Annotated in this window: 11 protein-coding genes; 4 read left to right on the plus strand and 7 right to left on the minus strand. The window is 65.6% G+C overall.

The window, feature by feature from the left end:
• Window positions 1–4 precede the first annotated feature (4 nt).
• From ACYX4S_RS14695 to ACYX4S_RS14715, 5 genes are all read right to left on the minus strand, one after another.
• Window positions 5–1,114 (minus strand): ABC transporter permease, encoded by a 1,110-nt coding sequence (locus tag ACYX4S_RS14695; protein WP_293721554.1) that lies wholly within the window; start codon window positions 1,112–1,114, stop codon window positions 5–7.
• A complete protein-coding gene (locus ACYX4S_RS14700) occupies window positions 1,111–2,649 on the minus strand; it encodes an ABC transporter ATP-binding protein (RefSeq protein ID WP_476360731.1) in 1,539 nt (512 codons plus the stop codon). The genes ACYX4S_RS14695 and ACYX4S_RS14700 overlap by 4 nt, the downstream gene beginning before the upstream one ends.
• Window positions 2,646–3,668, minus strand: a complete 1,023-nt coding sequence (locus ACYX4S_RS14705; RefSeq protein ID WP_476360732.1) for a BMP family lipoprotein — start codon at window positions 3,666–3,668, stop codon at window positions 2,646–2,648. The genes ACYX4S_RS14700 and ACYX4S_RS14705 overlap by 4 nt, the downstream gene beginning before the upstream one ends.
• A gap of 92 nt (window positions 3,669–3,760) precedes the next feature.
• Entirely contained in the window at window positions 3,761–4,753 is a 993-nt protein-coding gene (locus tag ACYX4S_RS14710; RefSeq protein ID WP_422070295.1) for a BMP family lipoprotein, read from the minus strand.
• 37 nt (window positions 4,754–4,790) lie between these two features.
• A complete protein-coding gene (locus tag ACYX4S_RS14715; RefSeq protein ID WP_476360733.1) occupies window positions 4,791–5,744 on the minus strand; it encodes a sugar-binding transcriptional regulator in 954 nt (317 codons plus the stop codon).
• Window positions 5,745–6,343: 599 nt separating this feature from the next.
• Here ACYX4S_RS14715 and ACYX4S_RS14720 point away from each other — a divergent pair.
• The 4 genes from ACYX4S_RS14720 (at window position 6,344) to hrpB (ending at window position 11,430) form a co-directional block, all read left to right on the plus strand.
• Window positions 6,344–7,216, plus strand: coding sequence for a DUF1194 domain-containing protein (locus ACYX4S_RS14720; RefSeq protein ID WP_476360734.1), 873 nt, complete (start codon window positions 6,344–6,346; stop codon window positions 7,214–7,216).
• 227 nt (window positions 7,217–7,443) lie between these two features.
• The gene (locus tag ACYX4S_RS14725) at window positions 7,444–7,869 is read left to right on the plus strand and encodes a methylglyoxal synthase (RefSeq protein WP_293721956.1); all 426 of its coding nucleotides are present in this window, start codon (window positions 7,444–7,446) and stop codon (window positions 7,867–7,869) included.
• On the plus strand, window positions 7,866–8,924 hold the full coding sequence (gene glk, locus ACYX4S_RS14730; protein WP_476360735.1) for a glucokinase: 1,059 nt from the start codon (window positions 7,866–7,868) through the stop codon (window positions 8,922–8,924). Before ACYX4S_RS14725 ends, glk begins: the two co-directional genes overlap by 4 nt.
• A gap of 10 nt (window positions 8,925–8,934) precedes the next feature.
• Window positions 8,935–11,430, plus strand: a complete 2,496-nt coding sequence (gene hrpB / locus ACYX4S_RS14735) for an ATP-dependent helicase HrpB (RefSeq protein ID WP_476360736.1) — start codon at window positions 8,935–8,937, stop codon at window positions 11,428–11,430.
• 43 nt (window positions 11,431–11,473) lie between these two features.
• Here hrpB and ACYX4S_RS14740 read toward each other — a convergent pair whose 3' ends face one another.
• Both ACYX4S_RS14740 and putA read right to left on the minus strand, forming a co-directional pair.
• On the minus strand, window positions 11,474–11,872 hold the full coding sequence (locus ACYX4S_RS14740) for a hypothetical protein (RefSeq protein WP_476360737.1): 399 nt from the start codon (window positions 11,870–11,872) through the stop codon (window positions 11,474–11,476).
• A gap of 142 nt (window positions 11,873–12,014) precedes the next feature.
• Window positions 12,015–15,158 (minus strand): bifunctional proline dehydrogenase/L-glutamate gamma-semialdehyde dehydrogenase PutA, encoded by a 3,144-nt coding sequence (putA, locus tag ACYX4S_RS14745; protein WP_476360738.1) that lies wholly within the window; start codon window positions 15,156–15,158, stop codon window positions 12,015–12,017.
• Between the last annotated feature and the right edge of the window lie 107 nt (window positions 15,159–15,265).

The raw sequence follows: 15,265 nt of genomic DNA on the forward strand, positions 1-15,265 counted from the left end.
CTCCTCACGCGGTCTTCGTCGCCGGGGAGGCGATCACCCCGAAGACACGCAGCAGGGCGGGGCGGAACATATGCTCCAGCGCTCCGGCGAACAGGATGACGAGGCCCTGGATCACCACGATCATGTCGCGCGTGATGGTCGGCATCTCGAACGCGAGCTCGGCACCGCCCTGATAGAGGATGCCGAAAAGGATCGAGGCCAGCACGATGCCGACCGGGTGCGAACGGCCCATGAGCGCCACCGCGATGCCGACGAAACCATAGCCTGACACGAACTCGATCAGCAGCCGGTGTTGCGAACCCATGATTTCGTTGACCGCCATCATGCCCGCCAGACCGCCGGAGATCAGCATCGTGACGATGGTGATGCGGGATGCGGAAATACCGGCATAGGCCGCGGCCGTCGGGCTTGCGCCGAAAACCCGGATTTCATAGCCGAGCCGGGTCCGCCAGATCAGCAGCCAGCAGGCCACGCAGGCAAGCAGCGCGATCAGGAAGGAAATGTTGACCGGCGCGGACCCGAAGTCGATCCCCGCGGGCAGGACGCTTTCAAGCGACGGCAGCCGACCACCGGCCTCGAAGGTTCTGGTCTCGGGCTGCATGGAGCCCGGCTTCGACATCACGTTGACCAGCAGATAGACCATCACCGAGGCGGCGATGAAATTGAACATGATCGTGGTGATGACCACGTGGCTGCCGCGTCGCGCCTGAAGAACCGCCGGAACGAACGCCCACAGGGCGCCGAAGGCCGCCGCTCCCAGCACCGCGACGGGAAGCGTCACCCACCAGGGAACCAGCCGGTCGAGCGCCAGACAGGCCAGGGCCACACCGAGCCCGCCCAGATAGGCCTGCCCCTCGCCACCGATGTTGAACAGGCCACCATGAAAGGCGACCGCGACAGCAAGTCCGGTGAAGATGAAGTTCGTGGCGTAGAAGAGGGTAAAGCCGATACCCTCGTTCCAGCCGAGCGCGCCCCACAGCAGCACCTCCACCGCTTCGATGGGATTCTCGCCGATGAGCAGGACCACGAGACCGGCAACGAGAAACGCGGCGATCACGTTGATCGCCGGCATGAGACCATAGTCCGCCCAGCGCGGAAGCTGTCCGACCGTCATTCCGCGGCCTCCTGTCCGGCGGCGCCCGCCATTAGCAGCCCGAGTTCGCTTTCCGCGGCCTCCGGCTCGCGTTCGCCGACGACCTTTCCGTCGAACATGACGAGCACGCGATCGGCGAGTGCGCGGATCTCGTCGAGTTCGACCGAGACCAGCAGGATTGCCTTGCCGGCATCGCGCAGGGCCACAAGGCGCTTGTGTATGAACTCGATGGCGCCGATGTCGACGCCCCGTGTCGGCTGGCCCACGAGCAGCACCGCCGGATCGCGTTCGATCTCGCGCGCGAGCACAACCTTTTGCTGATTGCCGCCGGAGAAATTGGCGGTCTTGAGCATGCAGTCGGGCGGGCGGATGTCGTATTTGTCGATTTCGGTGCGGGCGAAGTTCTTCATTTTCTCGGGATCAAGAAAGGGCCCGTTTCCAAGCGCGGGATCCCGGTGATAGCCAAGCACCGCGTTCTCGTATTCGACGAAGCGGGTGACAAGGCCCATGCGGTGACGATCCTCGGGCACATGCGCCAGGCCAAGCCTGCGCATCTCGGCCGCATTCGGGTCCGTGGACGCGAGATCGATGACGGTGCCGTCAATGTCGAGCGTGCCGGCTGTCACCTTCCGGATACCGGCGATCGCCTCGAGAAGCTCCGACTGGCCATTTCCGGACACCCCGGCAATGCCGACAATCTCGCCGGCCCGGACACTAAGCGAGACGTCCTTCACGAGTTCCACGCCACGGCTGTCGTGCACACGCAGACCGGAGACGGTCAGCAGGGGCCGGCCCGGCTCGGCCTTCTTCTTCTCCACCTCGAGCAGCACGCGACGCCCGACCATGAGTTCGGCAAGCTCGCCCATCGACGTCTTCGCCGTCTCGCGAGTGGCGACGATCTCGCCGCGTCGCATCACCGAAACCTCGTCGGTCACGGCCATGATCTCGCGCAGCTTGTGCGTGATCAGGAGGATCGTCTTTCCCTCGTCGCGCAGCACCCGGAGAATCCGGAACAGATGATCCGCCTCGGCCGGCGTCAGCACGCCGGTCGGTTCATCAAGGATCAACACCTCGGCTCCACGGAAAAGCGCCTTGAGGATCTCGACACGCTGCTGAAGACCGACGGGAAGCTCCTCCGTCACGGCTTCCGGATCGACCTTGAGATCGTAATCGTCGGCAAGGCGCTTCAGTTCGGCACGGGCGCGCGCGACGCCCTCCCCGAGCAGGCTGCCGCCCTCCGCCCCGAGGATCACGTTCTCCAGAACGGTAAAGTTCTGCACCAGCATGAAATGCTGGTGCACCATGCCGATGCCTTGCGCGATCGCCTCCTGGCTGGAGGCAAGCGTCACGGACTTGCCGTTCATGCGGATCTCGCCCGCATCGGCATGATAAAAGCCGTAGAGGATCGACATCAGCGTCGACTTGCCGGCGCCGTTCTCGCCGACGATCCCGTGGATGGATCCCTTGCGGACCTTCAGATGAATGTCGCGATTGGCCTGAACAGGGCCGAAGCTCTTGTCGATGCCGACGAGCTCGATGGCGAGTTGCTCGGTCATAGCGGGCAGGCTCCCTCACTCACCACGTCGTGGACATGAACGGCACCCGAGGCGATATCCGCCTCGGCCTTGCGCGCCGCCTTTTCCATTTCAGGTGTCACCAGCGCGCGGTTGTTCTCGTCGAGGACCCAGTCCATTCCGCCCTCCTCAAGGCCAAGCACCTCGATACCGGGTGTCCAGCGCCCCTCTCGCGCATCGATGAAATTCCGGTAGACGGCGATATCGACACGCTTGCGGATCGAGGTCAGCATGTGTCCGGGGTGAAGGCCGTTCTGGTTGCTGTCCGTGCCGATGCCGAGGATACCGCGATCGGCGGCCGCCTGAAGAACGCCGATCCCGGTGCCTCCCGCTGCCTGGATGATCACGTCGGCACCACGTCCGATCTGGGAGCGGGCAAGCTCGCTGCCGCGCGCGGGGTCGGCAAAGGCGGCCGGCGTGTTACCCGCCATGGCGAAGAGAACCCGCGTTCCCGGCCGTCCGGCTTCCGCGCCCTGCCGATACCCGCAGAGGAACCGCCGGATGATGGGTATGTCCATGCCGCCAACGAAACCGATGGTTCCGGTCTTCGATGCCATCGCCGCAAGGAGGCCCGCGATATAGGCCCCCTCCTGTTCGCGGAACACGACGGAACGCACATTGGGGGCGTCGACCACCATGTCCACGATGGAGAAACCGGTCTCGGGGTAGGCCTTCGCGGCCGACTTCACGGCCGATGCCTGATTGAAGCCGATCGCGACGACGGGACGCGCCCCGCGTGCGGCAAAGGTACGAAGGGCCTGCAGGCTGTCCGCGTCGCGGGCGATCTCGAAATCCCGGTAGGAGGCTCCGGTCTCGGCGACGAAGCGCTCGGCACCGCGATAGGCCGCCTCGTTGAAGGAGCCGTCGAACTTGCCTCCAACGGAATAGACAAGCGCCGGTTCGCTCCTCGCCGGCGCAACCGAGACACCCATGCCGAGCGACAGACCGACCAGGACCAGCAGGGCCGCCAGCGGACGAAAACGGGTCGGATGGAAGGTCATCGACGCACTCCGGCGGACGGGTTCCATGTCGGGCCGACGGCAAAAGCGGACGGCGACACTCCGGCTCGCCGTCCGCTGCTGTCAGGGTCGGATCAGAACGGACACTCGCCTTCGGCGATGTAGTCGTGGACCTTGATGTCGCCGGCAATGATGTCGGCCTTGGCCTTCTCGACGGCGGCCTTCATCTCGTCGGTGATGAGGTCCTTGTTGTTGTCGTCGAGCGCCCAGTCCACGCCGCCTTCCTTGAGGCCGAGCGAATAGATGCCGGACGTCCACTCCCCATCACGCGCATCCGTGAAGGTCTTGGCGACGGCCACATCGACACGCTTCAGCATCGAGGTCAGGATCTGGCCCGGATGGAGAGCGTTCTGGTTGCTGTCGACGCCGATGCCGAGTTTGCCTGCATCCGCGGCCGCCTGCAGGACGCCCAGACCCGTGCCGCCGGCGGCGTGATAGATCACGTCCGCGCCACGATCGATCTGGGACTTGGCGAGTTCGCCGCCCTTGATCGGATCGGTCCAGGCCGCGCCGGTGTTTCCGGTCATGTTCTCGAAGACCTCCGCATCGGGATTGGTCTCGAGCACGCCCTGCTTGTAGCCACAGGCGAACTTGCGGATGAGCGGAACGTCCATGCCGCCGACGAAGCCGACCTTCTTGGTCTCCGAGGCCATGATGGCCAGCTTGCCGACGATGTAGGAGCCCTCGTTCTCCTTGAAGACGATCGAGCGCACGTTCGGCTTGTCCACGACCATGTCGACAATGGCGAACTTGGTCTCGGGGAACTCCTCGGCCACCTTCTCCAGCGCATTCGCGTGGGAAAAGCCGATGGCGATCACCGGGTTGGCGCCACGACGCGCGAAGTTCCTGAGCGCCTGTTCGCGCTGGCTGTCGTTCTGGATCTCGAAGTCGCGGTAGTCCGTGCCGGTATCGGCCTTGAACTTCTCGGCCCCCATGTAGGCCGACTCGTTGAACGACTTGTCGAACTTGCCGCCGAGGTCATAGACGACGGCCGGTGCGAATTCATCGGCCACGACCGGGCCGGCCAGAAGCGCCGCAGCCGCGACGCCGAGCATGATCCGTTTCAACACTGCATTCACCTCCAGATGGTTGCCGCGCCCGGCGTCATGCCGTTCGCACGTTCTTCTCTTGTTCGTTCGATGCCGAAAGGTTCCGTCCCAGTTCCTCGTCGACGATCAGATCCGTGATCAGGCCGGAGCGAAGCGCCGCCCGCGTCGCCTCGAGCTTGCCAAGCCCCCCGGCGAGCGCCACCACGCGCGCGCCGCGCACCGCCTCGAAAGGCAGGCCCACCGCCTTGTCGCCAAGCTTCGCGGCGACAAGCGCCCCATCGCGGCCGATGAACCGGCCCATCAGATCGCAGACCGCCCCCGAGGCGATGAGGTCCTTCTGTTCTTCCCGGGAGATCAGGTCGCGACGGATCAGATGGCCGTCGTCTTCCACCGACCCGATGCCGATCACGAACAGATCGGACCGTCGCGCGCGCGCCAGAAGGGCCTGGACACTGCGCTGCCCCAGGAACATGTCGCGCTCGCCAACGCTGTCGGCGAGATAGGGAACGGGAAGATAGTAGCCTTCGCCGCCGGTCCGCTCGGCCAGTTGCTGCACCACATCGAACGGATTTGCGGAAAGCTTCCTGGTCAGCGACCCGGAAATGGAGACGATGGCGATATCGGAACGCTGGACACGCGGCATCCGCTCGATCGCCGCGCGCAGTGTCCGCCCCATGCCGACGCCGACCTGTGTGACATTCGGTGCCGCCAGAAGGTTGGCCAGATGCGGCCCCGCCACTTCCGCGATGGCGCGAAAACCGCTGTCCTCGCCACCCGCGCCGATGTCAGGCGCGATCAGACAGGATGAAAGTCCGTATTCTTCAACAAGCGCCGCCTCGATCTCCAGACAGTCGGCCGGGCGGCCGACAATCTGGAAGCGCACCAGGCCGGTGCGCTGCGCATGAGCGATCAGCCGATGCACCTTGGCCGTGGAAATGCCAAGACGGTTCGCGATCTCGCCCTGCGTGACGCCGCCTACAAACGACATCCACGCGGCACGAATGGACATGTCCGTGGTCCAGTCGCCCTGAGGCATAAGGATGCCGTCCCCTCGCCGACGGGCATCGCCGCATTTTTTTGCGGACCGCTGACACCCGAAAAATAATTCAAGCTTTGTGTTTTATTTCATTCACAGTGCCCAAAGCGACTGGCAGGGTCAAGCCTCTTTACGCAGCGGTGGCAGCTCTCCCCGGCCCTCAAACCGGCAGCTATTGCCGGGTGACCGGCAAGATTTGCCGTGTCGACATGCACATGAACATCGCCAGCGCACAGAATCTCATCACGCCCACGTGTGCAACAGACCCGATGCCGTCACCGCCATTCGCGTTCGGCTTCACCTTAACCGGCTGAGCAATCGCAACAAACGCGGGCACCGACACAACAGCCCGCCCAGGCAGAAATGACGCAGCGTCTCACTTGTGTTTCACAGTCTTTCAGGACCGTGAAATGGCATGGCCCTTGCGTATTTTTCATCACGCCAGGCCGGACGGTCGCTTCATTGGCTGGGGGACATGAGACGATCTCGAGGAAGATAAGGCGCGGAGGGGAACAGGAAGAGAAACGTCGGACGAGATGGGAGCCCTTCAGATCGGTTGAAGGAGTTCGACCATGCGCGATTATGTCCCCACCCGCCAGAGCGGACGCCCGGCAAGGGCCCGCCAGAGTGGTCTCGCAAGGCTTGCCGTCCTCGCACTTGCCGTTCTTGCATTTGCAGGTGCAGCCCTGTCCTCTTCCATCATTAAGGCGGGCGCCCCGCAACCACGTCTCGGCTATGGCTACGATCCGAACCGCGAGGTCGATGTCGAACTCGTCCTCGCCGTCGACGTCTCCCAGTCGATGGATGTGGACGAGCAGGAAATCCAGAGAGCCGGGTATGTTTCCGCACTGACCTCGCCCCAGGTGCTCGATGCCATCCGCTACGGACCGACCGGCCGCATCGCCGTTACCTATTTTGAGTGGGGCGGAAAGGGCGAGCAGGTCGTGGTTGCCGACTGGGCGGTAATCCACGACGAGGCCACGGCCGCGGCTTTCGCCACACGGATCGCGGAAGCGCCGCTGAACCATCGCCAGCGAACATCCATCGCATCCGCGCTCGATCGTGCCACCACCATGGTCGCCACGAACGACTACGAAGGGCTTCGGAAGGTCATCGACATCTCCGGCGACGGCCCCAACAACCAGGGCGGAACAGTAACCGCCTTCCGGGACCGGGCAATCGCCGCCGGCATCACCATCAACGGTCTGCCGCTGATGATGAAGTCCGACAAGGATTCATGGCAGACGCTCATGAACATCGATCACTACTATGAGGACTGCGTGATCGGCGGACCGGGGCATTTCTTCGTACCCGTCCACTCCAAGGCACAGTTCGCGGATGCGATCCGCATGAAGCTGGTGCTTGAGATCGCCGGGCTCTTGCACGAACCGCGCATCCTGCCGGCATCTGGTCGCAAGCCGGTCAACTGCAGCCTCTTCGATTGATCCTCGGCGGAACGAACACGGGCCGGACGGCGGCAGCCGCCGTCCGGCGACGCAGGCACGAGCCACGCCTGTGGCTTCCAAGCAGGTCCGGAACGCGGTAAACCCTTGAAGGAGTTCTCAAGGCTGTCAGGTACCGCCGGCCAGCCAGGCGCGGACGGGCCTTGGCGAGAGAGCGACCGAAAGTCGAACAGGGACAGGACCGCTTCGTGACGCATCAAGACCAGGCCATTCTTCCCGCACTCGCTCTCATCGCCCACGACGCGAAGAAGGACGAGATGGTCGCCTTCGCAAGAGCCCATGCCGACAAGCTCGCCCGCTATCGCCTCTTCGCGACCGGAACGACTGGCGGCCGGATCGCCGACGCCTGCCCCGATCTGGATATCACGCGCCTCAAGAGCGGCCCGCTCGGCGGAGACCAGCAGATCGGCGCAATGATCGCCGAAGGCCGCCTCCAGGGCATGATCTTCCTGGTCGATCCGCTGTCGCCAATGCCTCATGACGTGGACGTCAAGGCGCTGATGCGCCTTGCACTCGTCTACAATGTTCCCATGGCGCTGAACCGGTCGACCGCGGATATTCTCCTGCGCAGCGCGCGTCTTGCCGGCCTCCTCTCCACGTCGCAAACGCCGGAGGTCGAAACGAGCGCATCATGACATCGTCGGACGGACATCTCCCCGAAGGCGCTCCACGCCATTTGAGTTTCCCCGTGCTCGTCGCCGACATCGGTGGAACGAACGCGCGCTTCGCGATGGTGCGCGATGCCCATGGTCCGGCAGAGGCGATCACCCGCGTCGCGACCGATGCCCATCCAGGATTTGCCGAAGCCGCTCAAAACGGCCTTCTGGATCACAGCGCGCTCCTGCCACGCACGGCGGTCATTGCCGCTGCCGGGCCGGTCACGGGCGAACGCATCCCCCTGACGAATGCAAATTGGGTCATCGAGCCGCTGAAGCTCATCGAACAGCTCGACCTCGCGCAGGTGATCGTGCTCAACGACTTCGAGGCCCAGGCCCTGGCCCTTCCGGGCCTCGAGGGCGATGCGCTCGAACAAATCGGACCGGGGACGGCGCAACCCCACGGAGCCAAGGTCGTTCTGGGTCCCGGCACCGGCCTCGGTGTCGCAGCCATGGTTTATGCCCATGGCACATGGGTTCCGGTTCCCGGCGAAGGGGGGCATGTCGAGCTCGGGCCCGTGTCGGAGACGGACTATCGCGTCTGGCCGCATATCGAACGGCTTGAGGGAAGGATCACGGCGGAGCGGATCCTCAGCGGCGCCGGTCTTTTGCGCCTTTCGCGCGCGGTCGCCAGCGAAGCCGGTCTCGAGAGACGCTTCGCGACCCCCGCCGATGTGACAGCGGCCGCGGATTCCGGCGACGAAATCGGGCTTCGAACGATGGAGGTCTTCGTGCGCGCCCTCGGCCGGGTGGCCGGCGACTTCGCACTCACCTTTCTCGCTCGCGGCGGCGTTTTCCTGGGCGGCGGAATTCCCGGCCGCATCAGCCGCTATCTCGCCCATCCGGCCTTCCGCGATGCCTTCGAGGCCAAGGCACCCCACGGCGCGCTCGTGCGCTCTATCCCCACCTACCTCATCCGTCACGAGATGCCCGCGCTGGAGGGACTTGCGGCCTTCGCGCGCACGCCGACGCTGTTCGCGGTCGAGACAAGTGGGCGTTGCTGGAGAGCGCAGGCCTCCGCGCCCGCGTCCTGAGAGTTCCGACATGACGTCCACCGGGCCGCGTCCCGCTCGTCTCGAGACGGGCCTGCCGATCGAGAGTGTCCTCGCGCCGCTTTGCAGCGCGCTTGAGAAAAACACCGGTGCCGTTCTCATTGCCGAGCCGGGAGCGGGCAAGACGACCGTCGTTCCCCTGGCCCTTCTCGAGGCATCATGGCGTGGTGACGGGCGCATTCTCATGCTCGAGCCGCGCCGTCTTGCCGCCCGTGCGGCAGCGGCGCGCATGGCCCGTCTCCTGGGCGAGGAGGTCGGTGAAACAGTCGGACTCAGGGTGCGCATGGAGACCCGCGTCTCACGCCGGACACGAATCGAGATCGTGACCGAGGGGGTCTTCACCCGGATGATCCTCGACGATCCGGAGCTTTCCGGGATCGCCTGCGTGATTTTCGACGAGTTCCACGAGCGCTCGCTCGACGGCGACCTCGGTCTTGCGCTTGCGCTCGACACGCAAGGCGCCCTGCGCGAGGACCTGAAAATCCTGCCCATGTCGGCAACCCTGGACGCCGCCGCTGTCGCGCGGCTTCTGGGGGATGTGCCGGTCATCACCTGTCCGGGCAGGACCTTCCCGGTCGAGACGCATTATCTGGGTCGCGACCCGCGCAAGCCCGCCGCCGATCAGGTTGCCTCGGCGGTGCGCAAGGCACTCTCGCAGGAAAGTGGCTCGGTGCTCGCGTTTCTTCCAGGCCAGGGCGAGATCCGCCGGGCCGCCGATCTGCTTGAGGGAACCCTTCCGCGCGATACGGACCTCGCCCCGCTCTACGGTGCGCTCGACCCCAGGGCCCAGGCGGCGGCGATCCGTCCGGCTCCGGAGGGACGACGCAAGGTGGTGCTCGCAAGTGCCATTGCCCAGACCTCTTTGACCATCGAGGGCGTACGCGTGGTCGTCGACAGCGGACTGGCCCGCGTTCCCGTCTTCGAGCCCGCCACCGGACTGACACGTCTCGAAACGGTGAAGGTCTCCCGCGCATCGGCCGACCAGCGACGCGGACGCGCGGGACGAACCGAACCCGGTGTCTGCTTCCGGCTGTGGGACGAGGGACAGACAGCGGCCCTCGCCACCGCCGACCGCCCGGAGATCCTGGAAGCGGACCTCTCCCGTCTCGTTCTCGACCTCGCGTCCTGGGGCGTCGGCGACCCGACGCGACTTCCCTTCCCCGACCAGCCTCCCGCCGCCGCATGGGCGGAGGCTGTGACGCTTCTCAAGGAGCTCGACGCGCTGGACGGGAACGGTCTTCTGAGCGAAACCGGCAAGCGCATGATGCGCATTCCGCTCGCCCCCCGCCTTGCGCACATGTTGATCTCGGCCGGCGACGACGATGCGGGGCGTCTGGCTTCCGAGATCGCCGCGCTGTTGTCGGAGGCCGGCCTCGGCGGACGGTCCAGCGACCTGCGCAACCGTCTGGCCGAGGTGCGGCGTTCGCGCGATCCACGTGCCAGGGCCGCACTTGGCCTGGCCGCACGCTGGCGCGAGGCTGCGGGCGTTGCCCCGGGCAACGCAAGTGACCAGGAAGCCGGGCGCGTGCTTGCCCTGGCCTATCCCGACCGGGTCGCACAGTCGCGGGACGGACGCGGCGGCTTCCGAATGGCGAACGGACGCGGTGCAAGCCTCGAGGAAAGCGACGCCCTTGCACGTGAGCCGTTCCTTGCCATCGCCGAGGTACAGGGCACGGCCGCACGCGGCCGAATCCTTCTTGCGGCTCCCATCGGCCGTGGCGAAATCGACGCCCTCTTTGCCGGTCATATCGTGACGCGAACGGAGGTATCCTGCGACAACGAGGGGCGTGTGCGGACCCGCGAGGTGACCCGTCTCGGAAAGCTTGTCCTGTCGGAGACCTCGGCCGGCGCGCCCGATCCCGAAGCCGTCGCGTCGGCACTTGTCGAGCACGTGCGAAAGCGTGGTGTCGACCGGCTTGCCTGGACAAAAGCGCAACTCGCCCTTCGCGCCCGGGTCACGACCTTGCGCAGACTTCTCGGTGACGAAGCCGCCACGGACTGGCCGGACGTGTCGGATGAAGCGCTTGGCGAAACGCTGGACGACTGGCTGGCTCCCTATCTCGCCGGCGTACGCAACGCGTCGGACATCGATGCGGAGGTGCTGGGCGCGGCGCTGTCCGGCCTGCTGCCGCAACACAGGCTGTCCGAACTCGACCGGCTGCTGCCATCGCACTTCGACGCGCCGAGCGGATCGCGCCTGCCCATCGACTACGACCGCGACGAAGGGCCCGCGTTGCCGATCCGCGTGCAGGAGCTTTTCGGTCTCGACCGCCATCCGGCAATTGCCGGCGGCAAGGTGCCGCTGCTTCTGGAGCTTCTTTCACCCGCCCACCGGCCGATCCAGCTGACCCGCGATCTTCCGGGCTTCTGGCGCGGTTCCTGGGCAGCGGTGCGCAGCGAGATGAAGGGACGCTACCCAAAGCATCCCTGGCCGGAAGACCCGGCCTCGGCACAGGCCACCGCGCGGGCGAAGCCGCGCGGCACCTGAGGCAAAATACCGCCGGACATGTTCCCGCGATACAGGGAAGGCTCTACTGCTTGGCGCAAGCTCCGACCAGCCGTGCCTCCGGCCGCCCTGCCTTCAAGTCGCTCATCTTCGGGATGGATGGGTCGGGACCGCCGGCCTTTTCCTCATAGGCCTTGCGGTTCATGCTCATTTCGCGGCCCGTCGCCGTGTAGATCACCATCTTGTTTTTCCCGACATAAACCGTGGTTCCCTGGAACTTGCAAAAGTACTTCTCGTTTCCCTTGCTGAGATACCAGCCACGGGACCCTGACCGGCCACGGGTGAAGGTGCCGACCTTGAAGCCCTGCTTCTTGAGCCTCTCGAAGGACGCGGCTTCCGCCGACTGGCTGAACGCCACTAGCCCCCCGAGACCGAGGGCAACTGCCAGGCCGGCGGTACCAACACTTTGAAAAATCCTCATCATGAAATGCGTCTCTCTCTCTTGCGGGAACCATGAAGATCCATGCCTTCAGGATACCCACCGGAGATGTCATCCGACAACCTGGAGAGGCAAAATCGAAGCCGCGTTCGCCTGTCCGTCTCGTCGTATGCGCGAAGCACTGCCCTCAGTCCTCCTCGGCCATGGCGATGAGGCTTGCATTGCCGCCGGCGGCGGCCGTGTTGATCGAGACGACCTGTTCCAGCGCGAAGCGCGTGAGATAAGCCGGACCGCCCGCCTTGGGCCCCGTGCCGGAAAGCCCGGAGCCACCGAAGGGCTGCGTTCCGACCACCGCGCCGATCGTGTTGCGGTTCACATAGACATTGCCCACCGACAACCGGTCGACCACCTGCGCGGCCATGGCATCGATGCGCGAGTGCACGCCGAGCGTCAGGCCGTAGCCGGTTGCCGCGATGGTCTCCAGCATCTTCGGCAGGTCGGCGGCCTTGTAGCGCACCACATGCAGGATCGGACCGAAGGTCTCCTTCGTCAGCGCGTCCGGCCGGTCGAGTTCGATGATGTGCGGCGCCACCCAGGTGCCGCCGGCCAACCCGCCGTCCGGCGTCCTGCCCGCATAGACCAGTTTTTGCGACGCGCGCATGTCCTCGACATGGGCAAGCAACCGGTCACGCGCCGTCGCGTCGATCACCGGCCCGATATCGGTCGCCGGATCGATCGGGTCGCCAAGCGACAGTTCCGCCGCCGCGCCCGAAAGCATCTCCAGGTGCTTGTCGGCGACATCGTCCTGCACATACAGCAGGCGCAGGGCCGAGCAGCGCTGACCGGCCGAGCGGAACGCCGACATCATCACGTCGTCGCAGACCTGCTCGGGAAGGGCCGTCGCATCCACCAGCATGGCGTTGATGCCGCCCGTCTCGGCGATGAGCGGCACGATGGGACCGCGTTTTTCCGCCAGCGCCCGGTTGATCGCCCAGGCCGTCTCGGTGGAACCGGTGAAGGCGACACCCGCGACACGCGGTTCTGCAACGAGCGCCGCACCGAACTCACGCCCGCCGGGCGCAAGAAGCAGCGCGTCCTCCGGCACCCCGGCCTCATAGGCAAGCTTCACCGCCTCGTGCGCGACCAGAGGCGTCTGGTCCGCCGGTTTCGCGATGACCGCGTTACCGGCCAGAAGGGCCGCCGTGACCTGCCCGAGGAAGATCGCAAGCGGGAAGTTCCAGGGCGAGATGCACACGAAGGTGCCACGTCCGCGCAGCCGGTAGCGGTTCTCCTCGCCCGTCGGTCCGGGCATGAGAGTGCCCTCGCCAAAGTGGCGGATCGCCTCGGCGGAATAGTATCGGCAGAAGTCGACGGCCTCGCGGATTTCCGCAAGCCCGTCGGGAAGCGTCTTGCCCGCCTCGCGGGAGCACAACGCCATGAGACGCGCGCAATCGCGCTCCAGCAGGTCCCCAAGCTTCTCGATCGCCGCGGCGCGGACCTCCACCGGGGTACGCGACCAGCTTGCAAAGCCCTTCGCCGCCGCATCGAAAAGTGCCGGAACCTCATCGACACCCGCTTCGCGCACCGACCCGACCCGTGTGACGCCATCAACCGGAGAGACAATGGCCCGGCCGGTTCCTGCATCCGGCGCGCCCGGGTAGCACGGATGGGCGGTGTCCACCTCAACCTGGGTCTTCGAGAGGGCATCCACCAGGTTCATGCGATCGGCTGAATAGCCGAACTCCAGACCGGCTGAGTTGACGCGCGAGGCTCCATAAAGTTCGGCGGCCAGGGGGATCTTGCGGTTGCGCGCCTTCGTGCCTCCGGCCAGCGCCTCCTCGGGACGGGCGAGAAGCCTGGAGATCGGCACGGCCGAGTCACCGACCGCAGACACGAATGACGAATTGGCGCCGTTCTCAAGCAATCGGCGCACGAGATAGGCAAGAAGGTCGCGATGGCCACCAACGGGCGCATAAATACGGCAGGGATGGCCGTCACGCTCGGTCACCGCCTTGAACAGGCTCTCCCCCATGCCGTGCAGGCGCTGGAACTCGAAGCCGCCCTCGTTTCCGGCAAGCTCGACCACCTGCGCCACGGTGAGCGCGTTGTGGGTGGCAAACTGCGGATAAAGCACATCGCGGGCGTTCAGCATGGCGCGGGCACAGGCGATATACGAAAGGTCGGTCGCGGCCTTTCGCGTGAACACGGGAAACTGCGCCAGACCCCGCTCCTGCCCGCGCTTGATCTCCGTGTCCCAGTACGCGCCCTTGACCAGACGCACCATGAAGCGGCGGTCGAGCTTGCGCGCCAGATCGATGATCCAGTTGACGGTCTCATAGGCGCGCTTCTGATAGGCCTGGATCGCCAGCCCGAAGCCGTCCCAGCCGGCAAGCGAGGGATCGCCCGCAACCACCGCGATGATGTCGAGCGAGATTTCCAGCCGGTCGGCTTCCTCGGCATCGACGGTGAAGTTGAGATTGTGGCGCTTCGCCGCCTGGGCAAGCTCCAGCAGGCGCGGTGCGAGTTCGTCGCGCGCCCTGGTCCCCTTCACCGCCTCATAGCGGGGATGCAGTGCCGACAGCTTGACCGAGATACCCGGCCGCTTCGGCAGGTCCTCGCTTCCCGCGCCCTTGCCGATCGCCTCGATGGCATCGGCATAGGAGCGGAAATAGCGCTCCGCGTCCTCGGCCGTTCGGGCGCCCTCGCCCAGCATGTCGTAGGAATAGCGGTACCCCTTGGCCTCCATCCCCTTCGCGCGCGACAGGGCGTTCTTGATCGTCTCGCCAAGCACGAACTGATGGCCGAGAACACGCATCGCCTGGCGGGTGGCGCCGCGCACTGCCGGCATGCCCATGCGCTTGACCAGCGAGGAAAGGATGGTGTTCGGCTGCTCGCCGGGATGGATCAGCCGCGAGGTGACGCCAAGCGCCCAGGAGGAAGCGGAAACGAGCCAGGTGTCGGACGTGCCGCCCTCACTTTCGTCAAAGCGTGCGGCGGCAAGCTTGTCCTCGATCAGCCTGTCGGCGGTCGCAGCGTCCGGAACGCGCAGCAGCGCCTCGGCGAGCACCATGAGCGCCAGACCCTCGCGCGTGGAGAGCCCGTACTCGCGCAGGAAGTCCTCGACGCCGCCGAGCCCTCCGATGGCCTTTCGGATCGACTGGATGTAGTCCGTGGCCAGATCGTCGATACGCGCATCGGCAGCCGTGTCGAAATCGACCTTTCCAAGCAGACGGCGCACCGCCTCCTCGTCCGAAGGCGCATAGGCCGCTCGAAACGGCTCGATCCGCGATACCGCCGAGACGGCGGGGCGAGGCTCCATGCCCAGGTTCATTCGGCAACTCCCTCGAAAATGACAGGGCCGGGCCGCGTCAACACAGGCCCGACCTCAGGTGTTCCGGCAGCCAGGCCTCGACGCCCTAGCCTCAACTTATCTTTTTC

This window comes from Stappia sp. ABD4_338 (assembly GCF_056312175.1).